This is a genomic window from Crossiella sp. CA198 (genome assembly GCF_052078295.1).
GTDB lineage: Bacteria > Actinomycetota > Actinomycetes > Mycobacteriales > Pseudonocardiaceae > Crossiella.
The window spans coordinates 129,560-152,568 of the sequence record NZ_JBQJIM010000004.1; the positions used below are offsets into that span (position 1 = coordinate 129,560).

The 23,009-nt window shown below is 70.7% G+C and carries 17 protein-coding genes; 12 read left to right on the forward strand and 5 right to left on the reverse strand.

The window, feature by feature from the left end; all coding sequences use genetic code 11:
* Positions 1–52: 52 nt before the first annotated feature.
* Positions 53–304, forward strand: a complete 252-nt coding sequence (locus ACTOWY_RS07905; RefSeq protein WP_441308951.1) for an acyl carrier protein — start codon at positions 53–55, stop codon at positions 302–304.
* 193 nt (positions 305–497) lie between these two features.
* Here the strand turns inward: ACTOWY_RS07905 and ACTOWY_RS07910 are convergent, their stop codons facing one another.
* Together ACTOWY_RS07910 and ACTOWY_RS07915 are read right to left on the reverse strand one after the other, a co-directional pair.
* Entirely contained in the window at positions 498–1,847 is a 1,350-nt protein-coding gene (locus ACTOWY_RS07910) for a condensation domain-containing protein (protein WP_441308952.1), read from the reverse strand.
* On the reverse strand, positions 1,844–3,391 hold the full coding sequence (locus tag ACTOWY_RS07915) for an MDR family MFS transporter (RefSeq protein WP_441308953.1): 1,548 nt from the start codon (positions 3,389–3,391) through the stop codon (positions 1,844–1,846). Before ACTOWY_RS07915 ends, ACTOWY_RS07910 begins: the two co-directional genes overlap by 4 nt.
* Positions 3,392–3,679: 288 nt before the next feature.
* On the opposite strand from ACTOWY_RS07915, the gene ACTOWY_RS07920 reads away from it, so the two are divergent.
* The 9 genes from ACTOWY_RS07920 to ACTOWY_RS07960 all read left to right on the forward strand — a co-directional run bounded on the left by ACTOWY_RS07920 (position 3,680) and on the right by ACTOWY_RS07960 (position 16,708).
* Positions 3,680–5,032 carry a KamA family radical SAM protein gene (locus tag ACTOWY_RS07920; protein ID WP_441308954.1) on the forward strand — a complete coding sequence of 451 codons (1,353 nt, stop codon included), beginning with the start codon at positions 3,680–3,682 and terminating at the stop codon, positions 5,030–5,032.
* A 108-nt stretch (positions 5,033–5,140) separates the two neighbouring features.
* Entirely contained in the window at positions 5,141–5,956 is an 816-nt protein-coding gene (locus tag ACTOWY_RS07925) for a hypothetical protein (protein WP_247764940.1), read from the forward strand.
* A gap of 161 nt (positions 5,957–6,117) precedes the next feature.
* Positions 6,118–8,010, forward strand: coding sequence for an AMP-dependent synthetase/ligase (locus ACTOWY_RS07930; RefSeq protein WP_441308955.1), 1,893 nt, complete (start codon positions 6,118–6,120; stop codon positions 8,008–8,010).
* Positions 8,007–12,380, forward strand: a complete 4,374-nt coding sequence (locus ACTOWY_RS07935) for an amino acid adenylation domain-containing protein (protein ID WP_441308956.1) — start codon at positions 8,007–8,009, stop codon at positions 12,378–12,380. The genes ACTOWY_RS07930 and ACTOWY_RS07935 overlap by 4 nt, the downstream gene beginning before the upstream one ends.
* Complete coding sequence (locus ACTOWY_RS07940; RefSeq protein ID WP_441308957.1) at positions 12,377–13,474, forward strand: CurL C-terminal domain-containing protein; 1,098 nt, start codon at positions 12,377–12,379, stop codon at positions 13,472–13,474. The genes ACTOWY_RS07935 and ACTOWY_RS07940 overlap by 4 nt, the downstream gene beginning before the upstream one ends.
* The gene (locus ACTOWY_RS07945) at positions 13,471–14,544 is read left to right on the forward strand and encodes a hypothetical protein (protein ID WP_441308958.1); all 1,074 of its coding nucleotides are present in this window, start codon (positions 13,471–13,473) and stop codon (positions 14,542–14,544) included. The genes ACTOWY_RS07940 and ACTOWY_RS07945 overlap by 4 nt, the downstream gene beginning before the upstream one ends.
* Before the next feature lie 6 nt (positions 14,545–14,550).
* Positions 14,551–14,916, forward strand: coding sequence for a cupin domain-containing protein (locus ACTOWY_RS07950; protein ID WP_247764945.1), 366 nt, complete (start codon positions 14,551–14,553; stop codon positions 14,914–14,916).
* Entirely contained in the window at positions 14,913–15,956 is a 1,044-nt protein-coding gene (locus ACTOWY_RS07955; protein ID WP_441308959.1) for a pyridoxal phosphate-dependent aminotransferase, read from the forward strand. Before ACTOWY_RS07950 ends, ACTOWY_RS07955 begins: the two co-directional genes overlap by 4 nt.
* A gap of 5 nt (positions 15,957–15,961) precedes the next feature.
* Entirely contained in the window at positions 15,962–16,708 is a 747-nt protein-coding gene (locus tag ACTOWY_RS07960; protein WP_441309128.1) for a GNAT family N-acetyltransferase, read from the forward strand.
* A gap of 81 nt (positions 16,709–16,789) precedes the next feature.
* Here ACTOWY_RS07960 and ACTOWY_RS07965 read toward each other — a convergent pair whose 3' ends face one another.
* Positions 16,790–18,679, reverse strand: coding sequence for a heavy metal translocating P-type ATPase (locus ACTOWY_RS07965; protein WP_441308960.1), 1,890 nt, complete (start codon positions 18,677–18,679; stop codon positions 16,790–16,792).
* Positions 18,680–18,682: 3 nt separating this feature from the next.
* Positions 18,683–19,060: an ArsR/SmtB family transcription factor gene (locus ACTOWY_RS07970; protein WP_441308961.1), complete on the reverse strand. Its 378-nt coding sequence runs from the start codon at positions 19,058–19,060 to the stop codon at positions 18,683–18,685.
* Positions 19,061–19,252: 192 nt separating this feature from the next.
* Between ACTOWY_RS07970 and ACTOWY_RS07975 the strand changes: the two genes are divergently transcribed.
* Entirely contained in the window at positions 19,253–20,635 is a 1,383-nt protein-coding gene (locus ACTOWY_RS07975; RefSeq protein WP_441308962.1) for an ankyrin repeat domain-containing protein, read from the forward strand.
* A 175-nt stretch (positions 20,636–20,810) separates the two neighbouring features.
* On the opposite strand, the gene ACTOWY_RS07980 is transcribed toward ACTOWY_RS07975, so the two are convergent.
* Complete coding sequence (locus tag ACTOWY_RS07980) at positions 20,811–21,818, reverse strand: helix-turn-helix transcriptional regulator (RefSeq protein WP_441308963.1); 1,008 nt, start codon at positions 21,816–21,818, stop codon at positions 20,811–20,813.
* A gap of 53 nt (positions 21,819–21,871) precedes the next feature.
* Between ACTOWY_RS07980 and ACTOWY_RS07985 the strand changes: the two genes are divergently transcribed.
* Entirely contained in the window at positions 21,872–22,999 is a 1,128-nt protein-coding gene (locus ACTOWY_RS07985; RefSeq protein ID WP_441308964.1) for an epoxide hydrolase family protein, read from the forward strand.
* Positions 23,000–23,009: the final 10 nt, after the last annotated feature.

The window sequence follows — 23,009 nt, forward strand, 5'->3', positions numbered from 1 at the left end:
CTGAGGCTTACTGTTGGTTGCAGTCATTGGCAACAACTTGGGGAGAAATTTGATGAACGAGTCCGGTTCACGGGTCAGCAAGAGCGTGGCGGAGGCCGGGCGGGAAGCGCTGGGCGCCGACGCCCCGATGGCGGGCGCCAACTTCTTCGAGCTGGGTGGCGACTCGCTGGCCGCGGCCAAGATGGCCGACGGACTGAGCACCGACCTCGGGGTCGAGGTCCCGGCCGAGCTGATCTTCGACGCGGATGACCTCCAGGACCTCGCGGCCAAGCTGGCGGCCCGCCTCAACGAGCCGGCCCCCTAGCGCAACTCGCTGGCGTGTTGGCCGTTGTCGTACCCAGTGTTGGCCGAACTGGTACACCCTTCGGCCAACACACCGCCCACAACGGCCAACACACCGCCCACAACGGCCAACACGGCGCCCACAACGGCCAACACGGCGTCCATAACGGCCAACACGCCGTACGACAACGGCCAACACGGTGGCGGGTGGGGGCTTAGGGGTCGGGCACATCGGCCACCGTGAGGTTCGGGTTGTCGGGGGTGCAGGTGCGCAGCACAGTGGACATCCGCTCGACCAGGCGGGCGGCCGTCGCGGCCGGGACCACCTCGTCGTTGTAGAACACCCCGAGGTAGACCTCGGTGGCGAAGCCGACGATGAAGATCACGTCGTAGGCGTTGTAGCGCACCTGGGTGCTGAACGCGGACAGGTCCACCGGCTCGACGGACAGCGAAGCGTCCACTGTGGACGGCACGTTGCCCTCGCCGGGCAGGAAGAACTCGAAGGCCACGTTGAGCGCCCGGCCGCCCTCGCCGGTGCGGATGCGGTGCAGCTGCGCCGCAGCCCCGGTGTGTTCCTCCCCCGCCAGTTCGGCGAGCAGCCGGGTGTAGCTGTAGGGCGCAGCGGCCTGCCGCGTGCTGTCCATTGTGGACCGCATAGCAGCGCGGGCCAGTTCCCGCAACGGTTGCCCGGCGAGCACGTCGACCCGGATGTCGGCCAGGCGGTGGAACACTCCGGCCAGTTCCCGGCTGCCCCGGCCGTCCCGGCCCAGCAGCGCGGTGGTCAGGCGCAGTGCGGACTGGCCCCACTCCCCCGCCACGGCCGCCGCGGCCGCGGCCAGGGTGAGCGCGAACGGGGTTGCCTTCGACTTGGCCGCGAAGGCCCGTACCGCCGAGGTGGTCCCCGTGTCCAGCATCGAGTCCAGCCGGGTGAGCACCCCCTCGTCGCGCCGCCGCGCCGGATCGACCACGTCCACCGATGACCCGGTGAACGCGGTGCGCCAGAAGGAGAGTTGCTCCTCGGTCAGGTGCTCCCCCGCCGCGGCCTGCTCGGCGATGTGCCCGGCGAAGGTGCCAGGCACCGGCTCCAGGGCCGGTCCGCCGGCGACCCGGTGCCGGTAGGCGGCGAGGATCTCGCTGAGCACCAAGGCGCTGGACCAGCTGTCCGCGGCGATGTCGTGCTCGGCCATGGCCAGCAGGTGGTCGTCCTCGGCCAGCTGCACCAGTTCCACCCGCAGTGGACCGTCCGCGGCGACCGCGATCTCCGCGCTGACCAGTCGCCATGCCTCGGCGATCGCCTTGTCCAGCTCCTCGGCGGAGAAGCCGGTCACCACTCGGACCGGGAACTCCTCGATCGGTTCGCCGAGGTGCTGCACCGGTTCGCCGCGCCGGTCGACCCGGGTGCGCAGTGCGTCGTGCCGGTTGACCACCTCGGTGACCGAGGCGGTGAACGCGGCCAGGTCCAGCACGCCGCGCAGCCTGCGCACGGTGGTGATGGTGCGGTGGCGGTAGTCCGCCGCGCACATGTCGAAGTACAGCTGTTGTTCCAGCGAGAGCGGCGTGCTCATGCGGACTCCTCGGCGGGTGCGGGGGCGCCGCCCATCGGCTTCTCCTTGACCATGGCCATGAACACCACGGCCAGGGCGAGCACCGGCGCCAGGTACAGGAAGACCTGCGGCAGCGCGTCCGCGTAGGACTGGGCGACTCCGGCCCGCAGTTCCGGCGCCAGGCCGCGCACCAGTTCGGGGGTGACCGAGACGCCCTCGGGCAGGCCGCCGACGGGCAGTCGTTCGGCCAGGCTCACCGCCAGGCGTCCGGTGAACACCGCGCCGACCAGTGCCACGCCGAGTGAGGCGCCGATCTCGCGGAAGTAGGTGTGCGCCGAGGTGGCCGTGCCCAGGTCGGCCTGCGGCACCGAGTTCTGCACCGCCACGACCAGGACCTGCATCGCCAGGCCCATGCCCACGCCGACCACCGCGGTGTAGACCCCGCTCAGCACGAGTGGGGTGGTGCTGTCCATCAGCGACATGAGCACAAAGCCGAGGGTGATCACCGCGGTGCCTGCCACCGGGTAGACCTTGTAGCGGCCGGTCTTGGCGATCTGCTTGCCGGTCCAGGTGGACACGATGATGAAGGCCACCACCATGGGCAGCATCAGCAGCCCGGACTCGGTCGCGTTGACCCCGTTGGCCATCTGGAAGAACGTGGGCAGGAAGCTGGCCGCGCTGAACATGGCCGCGCCGACCAGCAGGCCCACCGCCGAGGTGAGCACGAACACCGGATCGCGGAACAGGTGCGGCGGGATGACCGGCTCGGCCGCCCGGCGCTCGGCCAGCACGAACAGCACCGCGCACACCAGCACCCCGGCGATCAGGCCGAGGATCACCGGCGAGGTCCAGCCGTAGCGGGTGCCGCCCCAGCTGGAGACCAGCACGATGCCGGTGCTGGCCAGCGCGAGCAGCGCGGTGCCCGCGTAGTCCAGCCGGAAGGCCCGCCCGGTGCTGTTCGACTTGAGGAACAGCGCGACGAAAATGATGGTCAGCGCGCCCACCGGCAGGTTGATGAAGAAGCACCAGCGCCAGGACACCGCGTCGGTGACGATTCCGCCGAGAAACGGTCCGGCCACCGAGGCGACCCCGAATACCACACCCAGGAAGCTCATGTACCGGCCGCGCTCCCGCGGCGGCACCACATCGGCGATGATCGCCTGCGACAGCACAAAAAGGCCGCCGCCGCCAATGCCCTGGACTGCGCGCGCGACTATCAGACCGGTGCCGCTCTCGGCAAGTCCGCACAGCACCGAGCCAAACAGGAAGATCCCGATCGCGACCAGGAAGACGTTCTTGCGGCCGGCCAGGTCGGACAACTTGCCGTAAATCGGCATGCAGATGGTCGTGGCTAGCACATAGCTGGTGACCACCCAGGCCATATTGTCCACTTCGCCCAGATCCCCGACGATCGTCGGGAGCGCGGTGGACACGATGGTCTGATCGAGCGAGGCCATCAGCATCGCCAGGACCAGACCGGTGAAGACTATTCGGATTTTCCGGGCATCGGGCTCGATGTCCGGATTCGCCGCGTTGGGCACGGCACTTGACTCGGTTGTGCTCACCTGTGTACGTCCTCATCACACGCGAAGTGATGCGCGCGGGAAATCCTCAGTGTGGAAACAGGTCGGCGGTGCCGACGTGAAGCCCCCAGGCGCGATTCGGCTGTTCCTTCCTACCACAGCCCCGCGCAGGCGCTGTCAACCCGACAAAATCCCTGCCCAGCGCCCCTGAATCAGGTGACATCAAATACAACATATTCGAAAGGTGTTTGCGCCCGCGCGATGCCGCTCTACGCTCCGCTGCGGCCCGAGGGAGGGGTTCACATCCACGAAAACCAGGGCAAGCCAGGCTTGCCACAGCCCTACACGTATGCCCGGCGGGAGCTGGTGGAGCCGGACTGGCGCCGCTTTCCCGCCTGGCGCGAGGTGACCGAGCAGCAGTGGCGGGACGCCCAGTGGCAGCGGGTGCACTGCGTGCGCGACGCCCGGCAGCTCAACGAGGTGACCGGCGGCCTGCTCAGTGCGGAGTTCCTCGCCGACCTGGCCACTGACCAGGAGCGACTGGCCACCATGTCCATGCTGGTGCCGCCGCAGATGCTCAACACGATGGCCCCGGACGCGGCCATGCGGCCCGCCGAGTTCACCGCGGCCTTCTACGCCGACCCGATCCGCCGGTACATGATCCCGGTGGCCTCCGACCGGGACGCCGAGTGGCCCTCGCATCCGCACGCCGAGCGCGATTCGCTGCACGAGGCGGAAATGTGGGTGGTGGAAGGTCTCACCCACCGCTACCCGACCAAGGTGCTGGCCGAACTGCTCTCGACCTGTCCACAGTACTGCGGGCACTGCACCCGCATGGACCTGGTCGGCAATTCCACGCCCACGGTGGACAAACACCGCCTGACGTTGAAGCCGGCCGACCGGCAGGACCGCATCATCGACTACCTGCGACGCACTCCCGGGGTCCGGGACGTGGTAGTGAGCGGCGGCGATGTGGCCAATGTGCCGTGGCCGCGACTGGAAGCCTTCGTTTCACGGCTGCTGGACATCGACTCGATCCGCGATATCCGGCTGGCCTCCAAGGCCCTGGCTGGATTACCGCAACACTGGTTGCAGCCTGCCTTGGTCGAGGGTATGACCCGGGTGGCGGGACGTGCGCGCGAGCGCGGAGTAAACCTCGCCATCCACACCCATGTCAACCACGCGCAGTCCATTACCCCACTGGTCGCCGAAGCGGCAGGGGCAATGCTGGACGCCGGTGTGCGGGATGTGCGGAACCAGGGGGTGCTGATGCGTGGGGTCAACACCACGCCGGAAGCCTTGCTGGACCTGTGTTTCGCCTTGCAGGGCGAGGCGAACGTGCTGCCCTACTACTTCTATATGTGCGACATGATCCCGCATGCCGAGCACTGGCGGGTGGCGGTCTGGGAGGCGCAGGAACTGCAGCGCGCCATCATGGGGTATTTGCCCGGTTTCGCCACACCGCGAATCGTGTGCGACGTGCCCTATGTCGGGAAGCGGTGGGTGGACCAGGTCGCCGAGTACGATCGCGAACTCGGGATCTCCTACTGGACGAAGAACTATCGAACCGGTATCGAGGCCGATGAGGCTGGTGTACTGGCCCGCCGCCACACCTACTACGACCCGGTCGGGACCCTGCCCGAGTCAGGTCGGGCCTGGTGGCGGAAGCAGCAGAATTCTTGAACAAGTCTTTACCTGCCACCGCAAAAACTTCGATCGGACCGTGTGCAGGCCGGAAGAAATGCGTGGTACGGTCCCACCGGGGAATCATGAAACTGGGGAAGGTTCGACATGAGTCCGCACGAGAAACGTGTGCTCAATCCTGGGGAAAGCAATCCGCAGCTCTCCTACGCCTACAACACGGGCAGCCACTACGAGGGCGTGCTCAACCTGACCGCCGCACTGGACGCACTCATTCCGGAGAATGACGTGCTGCACCCGGAGCAGCCTTTCTTCCAGGTCACGCACCTGGTGACCGAGTACTCCTGGGCGCATGTGCACTACGAGCTGCGCCGGGTGATCAAGCACCTGGACGAGAGCCGCTACACCGCCGCCGCCCGCCTGATCGACCGATCCACCGAGGTCAGTCGGATGGGCAACATGGGGGTGAAACTGCTGCTGGAGCACCTGCCCCAGCACAGCCTGCTGACCATGCGCAACACGCTGCCGCAGGATGCCACCGGGCTGGACTCGCCGGGCTACCGCAACCTGCGCCGCATCGCCAAGGTGCTGTGGAAGCAGTTCGAGACCGCCATGCTGCGCGAGAGCGTCGACCTGGCCGGACTCATCCAGCTGCAGAACGACACCGCGGGCGGCGAACCGGCATCCTCGCAGGTGGAGGCGCTCGCGCTGGTCCGGGAGGCGCTGCTGCGACTGGACGCCTGCATGATGGAGTGGAAGCAGACGCACCTGCGCATGGTGTGGTCCCAGCTGGGCGGTCTGCCCAGCCTGCGGGCCGGTGAGTCCGGCGCCCGCACCGAGGACGAGACGTTGCCGGTGAGCCTGGGCGGTCGCCCGATCTCCGGTGTGCAGCACCGCTCGGACAAGGCCCTCTTCCCGGCCCTGTGGAGCGCGGCCGAGGACGCTTACCACCGTCTCTCGGTGTAATTCCGGCAAGACAATTCGCCGATCGCCACTGCGGCCGTTCCCGCCGAAGAATCGCGATCAGCGCACAAGAATTCCGTCACTGGGGGCGGTTTCTCACATCATTTTTCCGGCGGGCACCACACTGCCGCAAACCGGAGAAATCGGACGCTTGGAGTACGAGAATGACGCGGCTCATGCCCGTCGCCGACGTGGACGTCGTGCGCGATGAGGTCAAGGCGGAGATCGAGGGACACACCGTCCTGAGCGGGTTCCTGGACACCGTCGAGCGGTTGGGCGAGGCCGACTCGATGCTGTGGAAGGAAGGCGACGAGTGGAAGTCGCTGACCTGGAACCAGTACCGGGACGCGGTGCGTGAGGTCGCGCTGGGCCTGGAGCTGATCGGCTTCCGGCCCAAGGAGTTCGCGCTGCTGATGTCGCGCAACCGGCCCGAGCCGCACATCGCCGACCTGGCCGCGCAGGCCGCGGGCGGCGTGGCGACCTCGATGCACACCACGCTGTCCCCGAGCCAGGTCGCCGAGATCGCGGACAACTCCCAGGCGACCGTCGCGTTTGTGGAGAACCGGGAGCTGCTGGCCAAGTTCGAGGAGGTCCGGGACCGGCTGCCGCACCTGCGCACCGTGGTGCTGCTCACCGGCGAGGTCGCCCCCGAGGAGGCGGGCTGGCTGCACACCTGGGAAAGCCTGCGGGCTCGGGGCGCCGAGCTGGTCCCCGGCCGGCCGGACTTCTTCACCGAGGCCACCACCCGCCTCAGCTCGGACGATCTGGCCACCGTGGTCTACACCTCCGGCACCACCGGCGCGGCCAAGGGCGTCATGCTGGCCCACCGCAACGTCCGCTGGTCGATCGCGGCCGGCTTCCGCGAGCCCGACGGCAGCAAGCCCGCCGAACCCGAGCAGGGCACGCTGCCCACCCAGAACCTCAAGATCATCTCCTATCTGCCGCTGGGCACGGTCGGCGCGCGCATGGTCGATCACTGGGGTCACGTGATCATGGGTGGGGCGGTCATCAACTTCTGCCCCGACCCGGCCAAGTTGTTCCAGTACCTGCGCGAGGTCCGGCCCTCGCTGCTGATGGGCGTGCCGGCGATCTTCGAGCGACTGCACTCCGAGCTGAACGCGGCCATCGACAACGATCCGCAACCCGGCCGCACCGCGCTGGTACGGCGCTGCCTCCAGGTAGGCAGACAGCTCGCCAGGTTCCAGGCGCGCGGCGAGGAGGTGCCCGAGGACCTGCGCGGGCCCGCCGAGCAGGTCAGACCGGTGCTGCGGGCGATCCTGGCCAAGGCCGGGCTGGACGAGTGCCTGCGCGCGGTCAGCGGTGGCGCGCCGATCGACCCGGAGATCATCGAGTTCTTCCAGTCGCTGGGCCTGTCCATGACGCAGTCCTGGGGCATGACCGAACTGACCACCTCGGTCACCAGCGACGGACCCAACGGCAGCGTTGGCAAGCCCTACCCAGGTGTGGAGATCGGGCTCGCCGACGACGACGAGATCATCATCCGCGGCGGCATGGTGATGCAGGGCTACTACCGGGATCCCGAGGCCACCGCCGAGGTGCTCTCCCCGGACGGCTGGTTCCGCACCGGGGACATCGGCGCCTACGACGAGCAGGGCCACCTGCACATTGTGGGCCGCAAGAAGGAACTCATCATCAACACCGCCGGCACCAACATCGCGCCGACGAAGATCGAGTTCCTGTTGCAGCGCCATCCGCTGATCGGCGCGGCCTGCGCCATCGGCGACCGGCGACCGCACGTCACCGCGCTGCTGACCCTGAACGCCGACCGGGTCGCGGAGTGGGCCGCCGAACGCGAACTGAGCCCGGAGCTGGCCGAACTGAGCCGGCATCCGGACCTGCTGGCCGAGATCGGCGAGGCGGTGCGCAAGGCCAACGGCGAACTGGCCGTCAGTGAACAGGTGCGCGCCTTCCGGGTGCTGCCCGCGGTGTGGTCGGTGGACGGCGGCGAGCTGACCGCGAACTTCAAGAAGCGGCGCAACCCGATCGCGGCCAAGTACGCCGAGGTCATCGAGCAGCTGTACGGGGAAGGGCGATGACCTCGCGACCGGCCAGCGCCACCCAGCTGGAGATGTGGCTGGCGGTGCAGGGCGAACCCGAGTCCGGCCGGTACAACGCGAGCATCGACCTGGAGTTCGGCACACCCCCGGACGTGCCGGCGCTGCGGGCCGCGCTGGCCGACGTGCTGGCCCGGCACCCTGAGTTGCGCAGCAGTTTCCAGCTCGACGGCGGCGAACTGCACCAGGTGGTGCGACCCGACCTGCCCGTCAGCCTGGCCGATCTGCCCCGTTCCGGGCCCTATTCCCGGGACGCGGCGCTGGCGTGGGCTCGGGCGGAGGGCGATCGGCCCTTCGACCTGGCCTCCCCGCCGTTGCTGCGGGCCGGGCTGCTGCGCTGTGCCGACGGTGCGCTGCTGGTGCTGACCGTGCACCACATCGTCACCGACACCTGGTCGATGGAGCTGCTGGCCGACCACCTGTTGCAGGCCTACCAGGCCCGCCTGGACGGCGTGCCGGCCAATCTGCCCGCACAGTCCACTGTGGACAGTGAGGACACCGCCGCGGAGGATCTGGCCTACTGGGCCGAACTCACCGCGGACGGGTGGACGGCGCTGGCCGTGCCCACCGACCTGGTCCGCCCGGAATCCGGTGCGGGAGCGGGCGGCACGCTGGTCTCCGAGCTGTCCCCGGCCGCGCTCACCGGACTGCGCGAGCTGGCCGAGGCGGAGCGGGTCTCGCCAGCCACCGTGCTGCTGGCCGGCTGGGGCCTGCTGCTCTCCGCGTGGAGCGGTGAGCCGGACGGGGTGCTCGGCATGCCGTTCAGCGGCCGCAGCGATCCCCGGCTGGACCACGAGATCGGCCTGCACACCCGCGTGCTGCCGGTGCGGGTGCGCCTGGGCGAGCAGGACACCTTCCGGCAGCTCCTGGGAGCCGTGCGCGAACAGGTGCTCGACGGGCTGGAACACGAGCGGGTGCCGCTGGACCAGTTGCGCACCGCACTGGCCCGGCACGGCGCGGAGGCCGGGGTCTACCGCGCGGTCTTCGACCATCGCTCGGCCGAACCGGTGTCCTGGACCGTGGCCGGTGCGCCGGTGCGGCTGCTCGATCACGAGGTGGAGGGCGTCAAGTACGACCTCGGCCTGGCCGGGATCGAGCGCCCGGACTCGTTGCGGCTGCGGGTGGACTACGACACGGCGGTCTACCACGAGGCCACCGTGCGCCTGGTGCTGGACCAGCTCACCGCGCTGCTCACCGCCGCGGTCGCCGACCCCGGCCAGGACTGCCGGGACCTGCTCGGCACCCTGGCCGACCCGGCGCCCGCGTCCGAGGCGGCCGAGAGCACCACGGTGCTGCTGCCCGAACTTGTGCTCGGCCACGCCCAAACCCGGCCGGACGCGCTCGCGGTGCGGCACGGCGAGCAGAGCCTGAGCTACGGCGAACTGGCCCACCGCGCGGGTGCGCTGGCGAACTGGCTGCGCGAACGCGGGGCCGGTCCGGAGCGGATCGTCGCGCTGATGCTGCCGCCGGGAGTCGACACCGTGGTCGCGATGCTCGCGGTGGCCCTCTCCGGCGCGGCCTACCTGCCCCTGGACCCGGCCTACCCGGCGCACCAGCGGGCACTCGTGCTGGCCGACGCCGCCCCGGTGCTGGTGCTGTGCGCGGCCGAACAGGCCGAGGAGGTCGGCGGGCACGCCCTGGACGCGGCGCTGACGCAGGCCGCTGAGCTGCCGGGCACACCGCCGGTGGCCCAGATCCGGCCGGAGTCCACGCTCAACGTGCTCTACACCTCCGGCTCGACCGGCCGACCCAAGGGCGTGGTGCTGCCGCACATCGGCATGGCCCGGCTGATGGGTGCGGATCGGTTCCTCCGGCTGGAGCACACCGACGTCATCGCCAACCTGTGCCCGCTGAACTTCGACGGCGCGACCTACGAGATCTGGGGCGCGCTGGCGCACGGCGCGGCGCTTCTGGTGCTGGACAAGGACATCGTGCTCAGCCCGGTCGAACTGCGCACGCAGGTGCGGGCGCACGGCGTGACCACGCTGGTGATCACCACGCCGCTGCTCAACCGGATCATCGAGGACACCCCGGACCTGCTGCAGTCGCTGCGCCGGGTGTACTTCGGCGGCGAGCGGATCTCGGTGCCGCACGTGCGGCGCGCGCTGCGCTGGTGCGCGCCGGGCACCCTGGTGCACAGCTACGGGCCGACCGAGAACTCCTTCACCTCCACCTACTGGCCGATCGAGACCGTGCGCGAATCCGATCGCACGGTGCCGATCGGGGTGCCGGTGCCGGAAACCGAGCTGCACGTGGTGTTCGAGGGCAGCACCAGCCCCGCCCCGGCCGGGGTGATCGGCGAACTGCTGCTGGGTGGCCCCGGCGTCGCGCACGGCTACCTCAACGACCCGGAGCGCACCGCGAAGGTGTTCGTGCCCAACCCGTTCGGGCCCGGCACGCTGTACCGCACCGGGGACCGGGTGCGCTGGACCGCCGAGGGCCTGCTGGAGTTCGTCAGCCGCGCCGACAACCAGGTCAAGATCCGCAGCCAGCGGGTCGAGCTGGGTGAGGTGGAGGCCGCGCTGCTGGCGCACGACCTGGTAGAGGCCTGTTTCGTCACCACCGCGCAGAACCAGCGGGACGAGCGGGAGATCGTCGCCTACGTCGTCTACTCCGGACAGTCCGATGTGGACACTCTGCGGGCACACCTGCGCCGGGTGCTGCCCTCCTTCGCGGTGCCCACGCACCTGGTCGAACTGTCCGAGCTGCCGCTCAACCGCAACGGCAAGATCGACCGGCCCAAACTGCCCAAACCCACGGCGGCCGGTCCAGTTGGCCCAACCGGGCGTACGAGTTTGGCCAACGGGGCGTACGAGTTTGGCCAACTCGGCGGTGGGGCTGAGCCCGTACGCCCGCTGGGGGCGCTGGAGCAGGTGCTGGCGGCCTGGCGGGAGGTGCTCGGGGTGGCCGAGGTGGGCGCGCGGGACAGCTTCTTCGACGTTGGCGGGCACTCGCTGCTGGTGGTCAAGCTCCAGGAGGCGCTGCGCAGCCGGACCGGGGTCACCGTGTCCATCGCGCAGCTCATGGGCAACCCCTCCGCGGCCGACCAGGCCGAGTTGCTCTCCGGGGCGGCGCCGGTGACCGCGCTGCCCGTGGTGCTGCGCGGGGCGGACGCGGCCGAGGACATCGCGGTGATCGGCATGGCCGGTCGCTTCGCCGGAGCCCGCGATGTCGAGGAGTACTGGGCGAATCTGCGGGCCGGGCGGGACTGCCTGACCACCGGCCGCGCGCCGGTCGAGCACGCCGACGGGTCGCGCACGGTGTACCGCTACGGCCTGCTCGCCGACGGACTGGCCTACGACGGCAGCCTGTTCGGCATCGGCGCGGACGAGCCGCGCCCGGTCGACCCGCAGCACGCGGTGTTCTACGAATGCCTGTGGGCCGCGGTGGAAGACGCCGGCTTGCGCATGTCCGACCTGCGCGGGCGGACCAGCCTCTACGGCGGCCGCGCGGTGCCCGGGGTCAAGCCGGCGACCGACGGTTTCCTGCCCGCGGGCGAGGTGGTCTTCACCGAGGCCACCTTCATGAACACCTGGTTCTCCTACCACCACGACCTGGGCGGCGAGTCCATGCTGGTGGACTCCGGCTGCTCCACCGCGCTGGTCGCGGTGCACCTGGCCGCGGAGAGCCTGCGCCGGGGCGACTGCGACTACGCGCTGGCCGGTGGCGTGTCCATCCAGGCCAACGCGGAGGGCTCCTACGTCTGGGAGCCGGGGCAGGTCTTCGCCGAGGACGGGGTGTCCCGGCCGTTCGACCAGCGCAGCACCGGCGTTGTCGCCGGGGACGGGGCGGGTGCGGTGCTGTTGCGGCGCCTGTCCGACGCCCGCCGCGACGGGGACCCGATCCACGCGGTGATCAAGGGTTCGGCGATCAACAACGACGGTCTGCGCAAGGTCGGCTACACCGCGCCGGGCGTGGATGGTCAGGCCAAGGTGCTGGCCAGGGCGCTGGCCCGCGCCGGGGTTCCGGCCGCCGAGGTCGACTACGTGGAGACCCACGGCACCGGCACCCGGCTCGGTGACGCGGTGGAACTCGGTGCGCTGACCCAGGTCTACGGCTCGGGCGGACCGCTCGCGCTCGGCTCGGTCAAGGCGGCCATCGGGCACACCGACACCGCCGCGGGCATCGCCGGGCTGATCAAGGCCGCGCTGGCCGTGCGCGAGGGTTTCCTGCCAGCCACGCCGAATGTGGCCGAACCCGTGGCCGACCTGGCCGAGCAGTTCGAGCTGTTGCCCGCGGGCCGGACCTGGACCCGCGCCGACGGACCTCGCACCGCCGGGGTCAGCTCGTTCGGGCTGGGCGGCACCAACGCACACCTGATCATCCAGGAGCACCGCGAGGAGGACCGGTGACCGAACAGACCTGGCTGCTGCCGCTGTCCGCCGGGCACCCGGCGGTGCTGGCGGCCATGCGGCAGCGGCTGGCGGACTGGCTGCGCGAGCACCCGGACGCCGACCTGCGCGATGTGGCCTTCACCCTGGCCAGGGGCCGGGAGGAGTTCGACCACCGCTGCGTGGTGCTCGCCACCGGCCACGCCCAGGCCATCGAAGCACTGACCGCGCCGGTCAGCGAGCAGCGGGTGCACGGGCGGGTCGGGGCCTCCTTCCTCGGTCCCGAGGCGGCCGATCCGGCGGTCAGCCTGGCCGATCGCTGGTGCCAGGGCGTGCCCGCCGATCTCACCCAGCGGCGCTCCGGGCGGCGGATCCACCTGCCCGGCTACGCCTTCCGCCGCGTCACCATGACCATGCCGGTGATCGACCCGGCGGCGGTGGCGGAACTGGCCGGGCTGACCGACACGGTGCTGGCCACCGCCTCACCGGCCGAACTGGACCGCTGCCAGCACCGGCTGCGCCGCCTCACCGGGGTCCGCCCCGACCTGGCCGGAGCGTCCACTGTGGACGCTGTGGTCAAGTCGCTGGCCGACGCGCTGGCCACCGACGGCGCGGGCGCCGACCCGGACCTGGAGTCGGTGACACCACTGGCGCCGGTGCCGCTGCGGCTGGTGTTCACCGACCAGGTGCGCACCGAGGGCCGCGCGGACAACAACGTGCTGGCCACCGTGTCGCTGGGCGAGAACCCGGATGTGCCTGTGCTGCAACGGTTGTTCACCGAACTACAGGCCGCCGAACCCGCGCTGCGCACCATCGTGCACCGCGACGGCGACCGCTGGTTCGCGCACGTCCGAACCCGGCCGCTGGCCGAGTTGACCGTGGCCGAGGCCACCACCGACGAACACAGCCGGGCGGCACTCACCGAATGGGCCACCACCCCGTTCGAGCTGCTCGACGCACCACTGGTCCGCGCCCTGGTCACCACCCGAGGGGACCTGGCCGTGCTCGCCTACCGCGCGATCACCGGACCCGAACAGCTCAACGCCATGCTCGGCCGCCTCCACCAGGAGTACCGGGCTGGTCGATCCCGAACACTGGAGGGGAACTTCGCATGACCGTCACCGACGTGACCAGGACCGACCGCATCGAGGACAACCCGGTGCTGGCCCAGGACTGGCGCGGCCGCGCGCCGCTGCCGATGAGCGCCGACAGCGCGTTCAACGGCTACATCGCCGCCAACGTGCTCTTCGCGCTCAACCGCCTCGGTGTGCTCGCCGAGTTCGAGTCGGCCGGATTCGTGGACGTCTCCGCCTTCTGCGCCGAGCACTCGGTGGACGAGCCGATGTTCCGCTCCTTCGTGCACGCCGCCCGCTCCTTCGGCCACGTCAGCGTGGACGGCGACAAGGTCACGCTGACCGAGGCCGGGCGCGAGGTCGTGCGCATGCACGGCTTCTTCACCTGGGCGGTCGGCGGCTACAACGAGGTCTTCGCCAACGCGGGCCCGCTGGCCCTGGGCGAGCGCACCTACAGCCAGGACGTGCTGCGCGATGAGGGCATGGTGGCACTGGGTTCGGCCCAGTGCGACCGCGAACTGATGGCGCACATCCTGGACGGGGTGCTCGCCGAGGTCGACTTCAGCGTGCTGGCCGACCTGGGCAGCGGCACCTCCGCCCGGGTCAGCCGGGTGGTGGGCGGACGCCCCGGCGCCCGTGGACTCGGCCTGGACATCAGCGGTCCGGCCACCGAGATCGCACACCGCACCATCGCCGCGGCCGGTATGGCCGAGCGGGTCAGCGCGATCCAGGCCGACGTGCTGGACGTGGTGCTGGCGCAGGAGCACCGCGCGGCCATCGCCGAGGTGGACGCGGTGATGAGCTTCTTCCTGCTGCACGACCTGCTGGCCAACCCGGCCACCCGCCGGGACATCCTGCCCCGGATGCGCGAGGTCTTCCCCAAGGCGCGCACGTTCCTGCTGGCCGACACGGTGATCCGGCCGCGCCGCGACGACGACGCCACGCTGCCGGTGTTCTCCACCGGGTTCGAGCTGGCGCACGCGCTGATGGGCGTGCCGCTGCACACCAAGGAGGCCTACGAGCAGCTCTTCGCCGAGGCCGGCCTGCACCTGCGCCGCGCGGTGCCCTTCGGCGCCCCGCACTCGTGGCTGTTCGTCCTGGAAGCACGGTGAGCTGAGATGGCCGAGATCCACACCAACCTGCCCATCCCGCTGGCCGTGGCCGGGCACCACCAGCCCGCGCCGTTCTACCTGACCGCGGACATGTTCGGCGGCCTGCCGGTGCAGCTGGCCGGTGGCGAACTGAGCGCGCTGGTCGGCAAGCCGGTGGCTGCCCCGCACACGCACGAGGTCGACGAGATCTACTTCCTGATCTCGCCCACCCCCGGCGGCGCCCGGATCGAGGTCCAGCTGGACGGGGAGAAGCACGAGCTGACCTCGCCAGCGGTGATGCGCATCCCGGCCGGTGGCGTGCACTGCTTCCTGACCCTGGAGGCCGAACGTGGCAGCTACTGCTTCGGCGTGCTGATCGGGGACAAGACGTGAGCGGCGGCCTCAACGCGGCCCACGCCGACGGCCTGACCCGGCTGCACTTGAGCGAGAGTGTCTACGGCACCAGCCCGGCCGCCCTCGCCGCCGCCGCGGCCGCGCTGACCCAGGTCAGCGTCTACCCCGACCCTGCGCGGGCCGGGGTGGCCGAAGCCATTGCGGCGCACCACAAGCTGCCGGTCGAGCAGGTCGCGGTGGCCAACGGCAGTGACGAGCTGGTGTTGCTGACCAGCCTCGCCGTTGGCGCGCCGGACCGGCCGGGACTGACCACGGCCGGCACCTTCCCCGGGTACCAGACCTGCCTGGAAACCAGTGGCCGCGGCTGCACCGCGCTGCCGCTTTCCGGTGGGGCGCTGGACGTCGAGGACTTCGCGGAAGCGTTGCCGCAGCACGGTATTGGCTACGTGTGCAACCCGCACAACCCCAGCGGCGGGGTGCTGAGCCGGGCCGAGCTGGACCGGCTGGTGCGCGCGGCCGAGGAGTCCGGGGTGCCGATCGTCTTCGACGAGGCCTACCTGGACTTCGCCGACCCCGGCACGCCCCAGGTGCGCGACTACCTGGACCGGGGCGCGCCGATCGTGGCCCTGCGCACGCTGTCCAAGGCCTACGGGCTGGCCGCGCTGCGCATCGGCTACGCCATCGGCGCGGCCGAGCAGCTCAGTGCGTTGCGGGCCGCGCAGGGCACGATGCCGTTCAGCGCCAACACGATCGCCCAGGCCGCGGCCATCGCGGCACTGGCCGATCAGGACCACCTGGCAGGCGTTCGAGCGTCCAATGTGGAGCGTCGCGGCTGGTTCTGCGACCAGCTCACGGCCAGGGGCCGGGGCTGGCTGCCCTCGGTGACCAACTTCGTCGCGGTCGCGGTGGCCGACTCCCGCACCGCCCAGGACCGGCTGGCCGCCGAGCACCGGATCCTGGTCCGCGACGCGGGCCTGTTCGGCTTCCCCGGCCACCTGCGGGTGTCCATGGGCACGCCGGCGGAGCTGCTGCGGTTGCTGGACGCGCTGGACGCGATCGAGTCTGTGGAAGGGAAGTGAGCGAGATGTTGCGACACTGGCCGATCGCGGGCCTGCGCCTGAGCACCCCCGAGGTGGAGCTGCGCTGGCCGAGCCTGGCCGACCTGGACGAGCTGGCCGAGGTCGCCGCCAGGGGCGTGCACGATCCCGGCGAGATGCCGTTCTTCTCGCACTGGACCGACGGCGACCCGGAGGTGGTGGCCCGCCGGGTGGTGCAGCGGCACTGGAACTCCCTTGGCGCCTGGACCCCCAACGACTGGACGCTGTATCTCGTTGCGGTGCACCAGGATCAGGTCATCGGCTGCTACAGCATGGGCGCCAGGGACTTCCACCTCACCCGCGAGGTCCTCGGCACCGCGTGGCTGGGCCTGCCGTTCCAGGGCAAGGGCGTGGGCACCTACGCCAGGGCCGCGATGCTGCACCTGGCCTTCGAGGGCCTCGGCGCGGAGTACTCCTTCTCGGTGGTGCAGCGCAGTAACACCGCCTCGCAGACGGTGTTCAAGAAGCTGGGTTTCCAGCCGGACGGCATGCAGGTCAACCAGGTCCGCGGCCGCCAGGTCCTGAGCGACCGCTACCGGATGGACCGTCAGACCTGGGAGGAGAACCGCACCGTCCCGGTCGAGATCCACGGCCTGGCCCCGGCCCTGCCCCTGTTCGGCCTCACCCCGGACAACGCCGGGACCACCGCACCGCTGGCCGCCCGGCCGATGGTGACCGCCGAACTGCTCTCCGGCGTCCGGGTGGACTTCGACGGCGACAGCCCAGCGGCCTGACCCGGCGAGTTGGGCCAACTGGTACGCCAAGTTTGCCCAAGCGGGCGTACCAGTTGGGCCAAGTTGTACCCGCGGTGCGGTTCACGCCACCGCGGGCAGCCGGGTGCCGCGGGCGGCGCGGATGGCGTTGAGGATCACCAGGACCTCGGCCAGCTCGTGTACGAACACCACGGTGGCCAGGCCGAGCACACCGAAGGCCGCCAACGGGATCAGCACCCCGATGATGGCCAGGGACAGCCCGACGTTCTGCAGCATGATCCGGCGGGCGTGCCGGGCGTGGGTGAGCAGTTGCGGAAGGTGACGCAGGTCCTCCCCCAGCAGCGCGACGTCGGCGGTCTCGATGGCCACGTCGGTGCCCATCGCGCCCATGGCGATGCCGACCTCGGCGGTGGCCAGCGCGGGGGCGTCGTTGACGCCGTCGCCGACCATGGCGATCCGGCGGCTGCCACGAAGCTGGGCCAGCAGGGCGGCTTTGTCCTCGGGCAGCAGGTCGGCGTGCACGGTGCTGATCCCGGCCTGGGTGGCCAGGGCGGTCGCGGTGCGGGCGTTGTCGCCGGTGAGCATGGCGACCTCGATGCCGAGCTTGCGCAGCTGGGCGACGACTTCCGGGGCTTCGGCGCGGAGTTCGTCGCGCACGGCGATCGCGCCGAGCAGGGTGCCGTCGCGTTCGATGAGTACGACGGTGGCTCCGGCTTCCTGGAGCCGTTCGACCTCGGCGTGCAGTGGGCCGGAGGTGATCCAGCCGGGTTTGCCCAGGCGCAGGATGGAACCGTCGAGGACGCCGTGCAGGCCGTGGCCGGGCACCGCGGTGACATCGGTGGCCGCGGGCACGGTGTCGGTGGCGGCCAGGATGGCGCGGGCCAGTGGATGTTCGCTGCGGGCCTCCAGCGCGGCAGCCGCGGTCAGCACTTGGTCCCGGGTGATGCCGTCAGCGGGGCGGATTTCCACTACTCGCGGGCTGTTGCGGGTGAGGGTGCCGGTCTTGTCCAGCGCCACCACGCCGATCCGGCCCAGTTCCTCCAGTGCGGCCCCGCCCTTGACCAGCGCGCCCTGTCTGCTGGCCGCGCCGACGGCGGCGACCACGGTGAGCGGGATGGCGATGGCCAGCGCACACGGCGAGGCGGCGACCAGCACCACCAGGGCTCGTTCCAGCCACAGCAGCGGATCGCCCAGCAGCGCGCCGAGTCCGGCGATCAGCACCGCCAGGATCATGATCGCGGGCACCAGCGGGCGGGCGATCCGGTCGGCCAGCCGCTGCCCGCTGCCTTTGCGGTCCTGGGCCTGCTCGACGATGTGCACGATCCGGGCCAGCGAGGAGTCCTTGGCCAGCGCGGTGACCTCGACCTCGATCGCCCCGCCGCCGTTGATCGCCCCGGCGGGCACCACCTCGCCGGGCCCGGCCTCCACCGGCACCGACTCACCGGTGATCGCGGACAGGTCCAGGCTGGTGTGCCCGGCGCGAATCACCCCGTCGGTGGCCGCCCGGCCGCCGGGTCGCAACAACATCCGGTCGCCGAGCCCGAGTTCTTCCGGCGCCACCTGGACTTCGGCGCCCGCGCGCAGCACCGAGGCGGTCGGCGGCACCAGGTCGAGCAGGGCGCGCAGACCGTGCCGGGTGCGGGCGACGGCGTAGTGCTCCAGGCCTTCGGCGAGAGAGAACAGCACGCCGAGCAGCGCGGCCTCGGTGAGCTGACCGAGCGCGACCGCGCCGATCGCGGCGATGGTCATCAGGGTGCCGACCCCGATCCGGCCGCGCAGCAGGTCGCGTACCGCGCCGGGGACGAAGGTGACGGCCCCGGCCACGGCGGCGGCCAGCGTCAGCCCGGTGCCGACCGGGTCGTCACCGATCAGCCAACCGGCGGCGAGCAGGACCGCGGCGAGCGCGGCCAGCTGGAGTTCCCTGACCTGCCATAACCGGGCCGGTTCGGCGGCCGGGGAGGCGGTCTGAGGGCCGCAGCACGCGTCGGACATCGCTCAGCCCCGCACGATCGCGGGGGTGGCCCGCTCGCCGAGTACCGCGCCGACCAGCGTGCGGCCGCGTTCGGTGAGGGCGTACATGACCAGGCGGCCGTCCCGGCGCGAACCGACCATTCCGGCGTGCTTGAGCTGGCGCAGGTGGTGCGAGGTCAGGTTCTGCGCTTGGCCGACCACCCAGGACAGGTCGCACACGCACAGCTCGCCGCCGGAGTACAGCGCGGCGGCCATGGTCAGCCTGGTCGGATCACCCAGCGCCCGCGCGGCCGCGGCGGCTGGTTCGACCGCGGGCAGCTCGGGCAGTCCGGCCCGGATCTCCTCGGCGTGCGGCAGGTCCAGGCACAGCAGGTCGCACTCGTCACCACGATCAATACTCACATCGACAAACTAACAGACGTTGATATGACGGGCGAAGGTCAGGATGGCGGGGTAGGCTGCCGACAGGCGAGTTGGGTCGCCTCCGGGTCCGCGGAAAAGGCTGAGCCTGCCCATCGAAGGCGGGTAACCCCTGGTCAACCCACCTCCTTTCACCCCGTCACGCGGACCACGGGGACATGGAAGGAGGTCGTGATGACGACCGTCCCGCTGCCCGAACGACCCGATCTCGGCCAGCTCCGCAAGCAGGCCAAAGAGCTGCACCGGGCCACCCCCGGCGGCACCCTCGCCGACGCGCAGCGCACCCTGGCCCGCCGCTACGGCTTCGCCAGCTGGCCGCGACTGCAACGACACGTCGAGGCGCTCAACTCGCGCACCTGGGTCTACACCGAACCGGCCGGCGCGGAATCACCCGCCGCGCGCTTCCTCCGGCTGGCCTGCCTGAACTTCGCCGAGGACGCCCCCGACCGGTGGGTCGAGGCGGCCCGACTGCGGCACCAGCACCCGGACCTGCCCGCGACCAGCATCGCGGTGGCCGCCGCATGCGCCGATGTCCCCGCGCTGCACCAACATCTGGCCGCCGGGGCCTCGGCGGTCAAGCCCGCCGCCCCCTTCGACTGGCCGCCGCTGATGTACCTCGCCTACGCCCGCCTCGAAGTGAGCCAGGAGGACACCCTCGCCGCCGCGCGACTGTTGCTCGACGCCGGCGCCGACCCCAACGACGGCCGGTTTTTCCTCGGCCTGCCAACACCTTTCACCGTGCTGACCGGTGCACTGGGCGGCGGTGAGGAAGACCAGCCGCCGCACCCGCACAGCATCGCCCTGGCCCGCCTGCTCCTGAACGCGGGCGCCGACCCCAATGACGGGCAAAGCCTCTACAACCGCATGTTCACCGAACAGGACGATTTCGCCGAACTGCTCCTGGAATTCGGCCTCGGCCAGGGCGACGGCGGCCCGTGGCGACGCCTGGTGCCCGACCTGATCGGCTCGCCCGAGGAACTGGTGCGCGGGCTGCTGCACTGGGCGGTCACCCACGACCAGCGACAGCGGGTGGCGCTGCTGGCCGCGCACGGCGTCGACGTGACCAGCCCGCTCGCCGACGGCGCCACGCCACTGGAACACGCGCTGCGCAACGGCCACCGCAAGCTGGCCAAGCAGTTGCGTGACTTGAACGCGCCCGAACCGAAGCTGGACCCCGTGGACACCTTCGTCGCCGCGGCATTGGCCGGGGACCGGGCCGAAGTCGAGGCCACCCCAGCGCACATCGTCGACGCCGCCCGCGCCGCCCGGCCCGGCCTGCTGGTCTGGGCCGCGGCGCAACACCGTCCCGAGGCAGTGAAACTGTTGGTGGACAAGGGGTTCGATATCAACGCCCGCGGGCGCGGCGATATGCCGCTGGAGCACCCGTGGCAGACCGCGCTGCACACCGCCATCCAGGTCGGCGACACCGACCTGGTCCGGCTACTCCTGGAACTGGGCGCGGACCCCGGCCTGCGCGACTGCCGCTTCGACGGCGACGCCCGATCCTGGGCAGAACACTTCGACCGCGCGGAAGTGCTCGACCTGCTCGGTCCGTAACCCACCGGCGTGTTGGCCGTTGTCGTACCCAGTCTTGGCCGAACTGGTACCACTTGGGCCAACCGGTACGCCCACTTCAGCCAACCCGGCGTACCAGTTGGCCCAACTCGCCGTCCACAACGGCCAACTCACCGTACGACAACGGCCAACACGGTGCGGGTTTGCGGGCGCTGGCCTACTCGACGGCGCGGGCGTAGCGGCTGCCGAGGGTGCGGATGTGCTCGACCAGCTCGGGTGGTTCGGTGACCTGGAAGTCCAGGCCGAGCATGCCGACGTAGACCGCGAGCATCTCCAGGCTGTCCGCGCCGGTCACCAGCACCGAGGTGGACTCGTCCACCGCCTCGACCACGCCGACGGCCGGGTTGATGCGGGCCAGCACATCCTGCGCGGGTGCACGCACGGTGATCCGGGCGTGCACCCGCCAGCCCGCCACGGCCACATCCCGCAGCACGAAGCTCAGGTAGTCACCACCGGGCAAGGGAACCGGCGCGAACCGGCGGCCGGTCGGCATCCGCAGCGTGATCCAGTCCACCCGGTAGGTGTGCCACGCCCCGGTTTCCGCGCCCCGCGCCACCAGATACCAGTACCGCTGCCAGCTCACCAGCCGATACGGCTCCACCAGCACCGGCCAGTCCCCAAACGGCGCGGAGGCGTCGTTGCGCAGTGGCGCGTCGTCGTCGCGGGCCGGGGCGGTGTAGTCGAACCGGAGCAACTCCGTGTCCCGGACCGCCGCCGCGATCGTGGCCAGCACGGCCGCGTCCACCACCGGATCGGCCACATTGCTGCCGGTGTTGCCCGGCCCCTCGGACACCGCCGCGCGCAACGCGCTCACCTGTCGCCGCAACCGGTGCGGCAACACCTGTTCGAGTTTGCTGAGCGCCCGCGCGGCGCTGTCCTCGATGCCCGCGACCCCACGTCCGGCCCGCAGTCCGACCGCGACCGCCACCGCCTCCTCGTCATCCAGCAGCAACGGCGGCAGCTTCGCCCCGGCACCCAGCCGGTAGTACCCGGCGGGCCCGCGGGTGGCCTCGACCGGATAGCCCAGCCCGCGCAGCCGTTCGATGTCGTTGCGGATGGTGCGCCCGCTGACGTGCAACCGCTCGGCCAGCTCCGAACCCGGCCACTCCGGCCGGGACTGCATCAGCGCCAGCAGGGCGAGCAGCCGCGAAGAAGTATCGAGCATGAAGTGACCATATAGGAATCTAACGTGCCTAAAAGTTCTCTAGAGTCTGCGCCATGACGAACTCCACGGACATCCGCCCCTTCCGGATCGACATCGCCCAGGCCGACCTGGACGACCTCAACGAGCGCCTGGCCCGCACCCGGCTGCCGCGGCCCGCGCCCACCGACGACTGGGAGTACGGCACCCCGAACAGCTACCTCAGCGAGACCGTCGAGCACTGGCGCACCAAGTTCGACTGGCGCGCCCAGGAAGCCCGGCTGAACGAATTACCCCAGTACCGCACCGAAATCGACGAGCAGACCGTGCACTTCGTCCACGTCCCGTCGAAGGAGGCGAACGCGACCCCGTTGCTGCTGCTGCACACCTACCCCGGCTCCTTCGCCGACTTCCTCGACCTGATCGGCCCACTCACCGACCCGGTCGCACACGGCGGCGACGCGGCGGACGCGTTTTCCGTCGTAGTCCCCTCGATCCCCGGTTTTGGCTTCAGCACACCGCTCGTCGGCCGCGGCTGGACCATGCGGAAGGTGGCCGAGACCTTCGACAAACTGATGCGCCGCCTCGGCTACGACTCCTACGGCGCGCACGGCAGCGACGGCGGCGCGATGATCTCCCGCGAGCTGGGCCTGCTGCAGCCGGAGGGTTTCCTCGGCCTGCACGTGCTGCAGCTGTTCTCCTTCCCCTCCGGCGACCCGGCGGAGTTCGAGAAGCTGGAGCCCAAGGACTACGCCGCGCTGGAACACCTCCAGTGGTTCCAGTCCGTCGGCGGCTACAACCAGATGAACGGCACCCGCCCGCAGACCATCGGCGCCGCCATCGCCGACTCCCCCGTCGGCCAACTCGCCTACAGCGAGCTGTTCAACAACTTCGGCAACGGCACGAGCCTGGTGACGACCGAGCAGATCCTGACCCAGGTGTCGCTGTACTGGTTCACCAACACCCAGGCGACCGCGGGCCGCTACCACTTCGAGGAGGGCAGGGCGGCGGCGGAACCGGCGGTGAACCCGTCCCGGACCGGGGTCGCGGTGTTCAAGGACGACTTCACCACGATCCGGACCTTCGCCGAGCGGGACAACTCGAACATCGTGCACTGGTCGGAGTTTCCCGACGGCGGGCACTTCGCCGCGATGGAACGGCCCGAGGTGCTCGCGGGCGATCTGCGGGACTTCTTCCGCGCCTGATCGCGGCTCC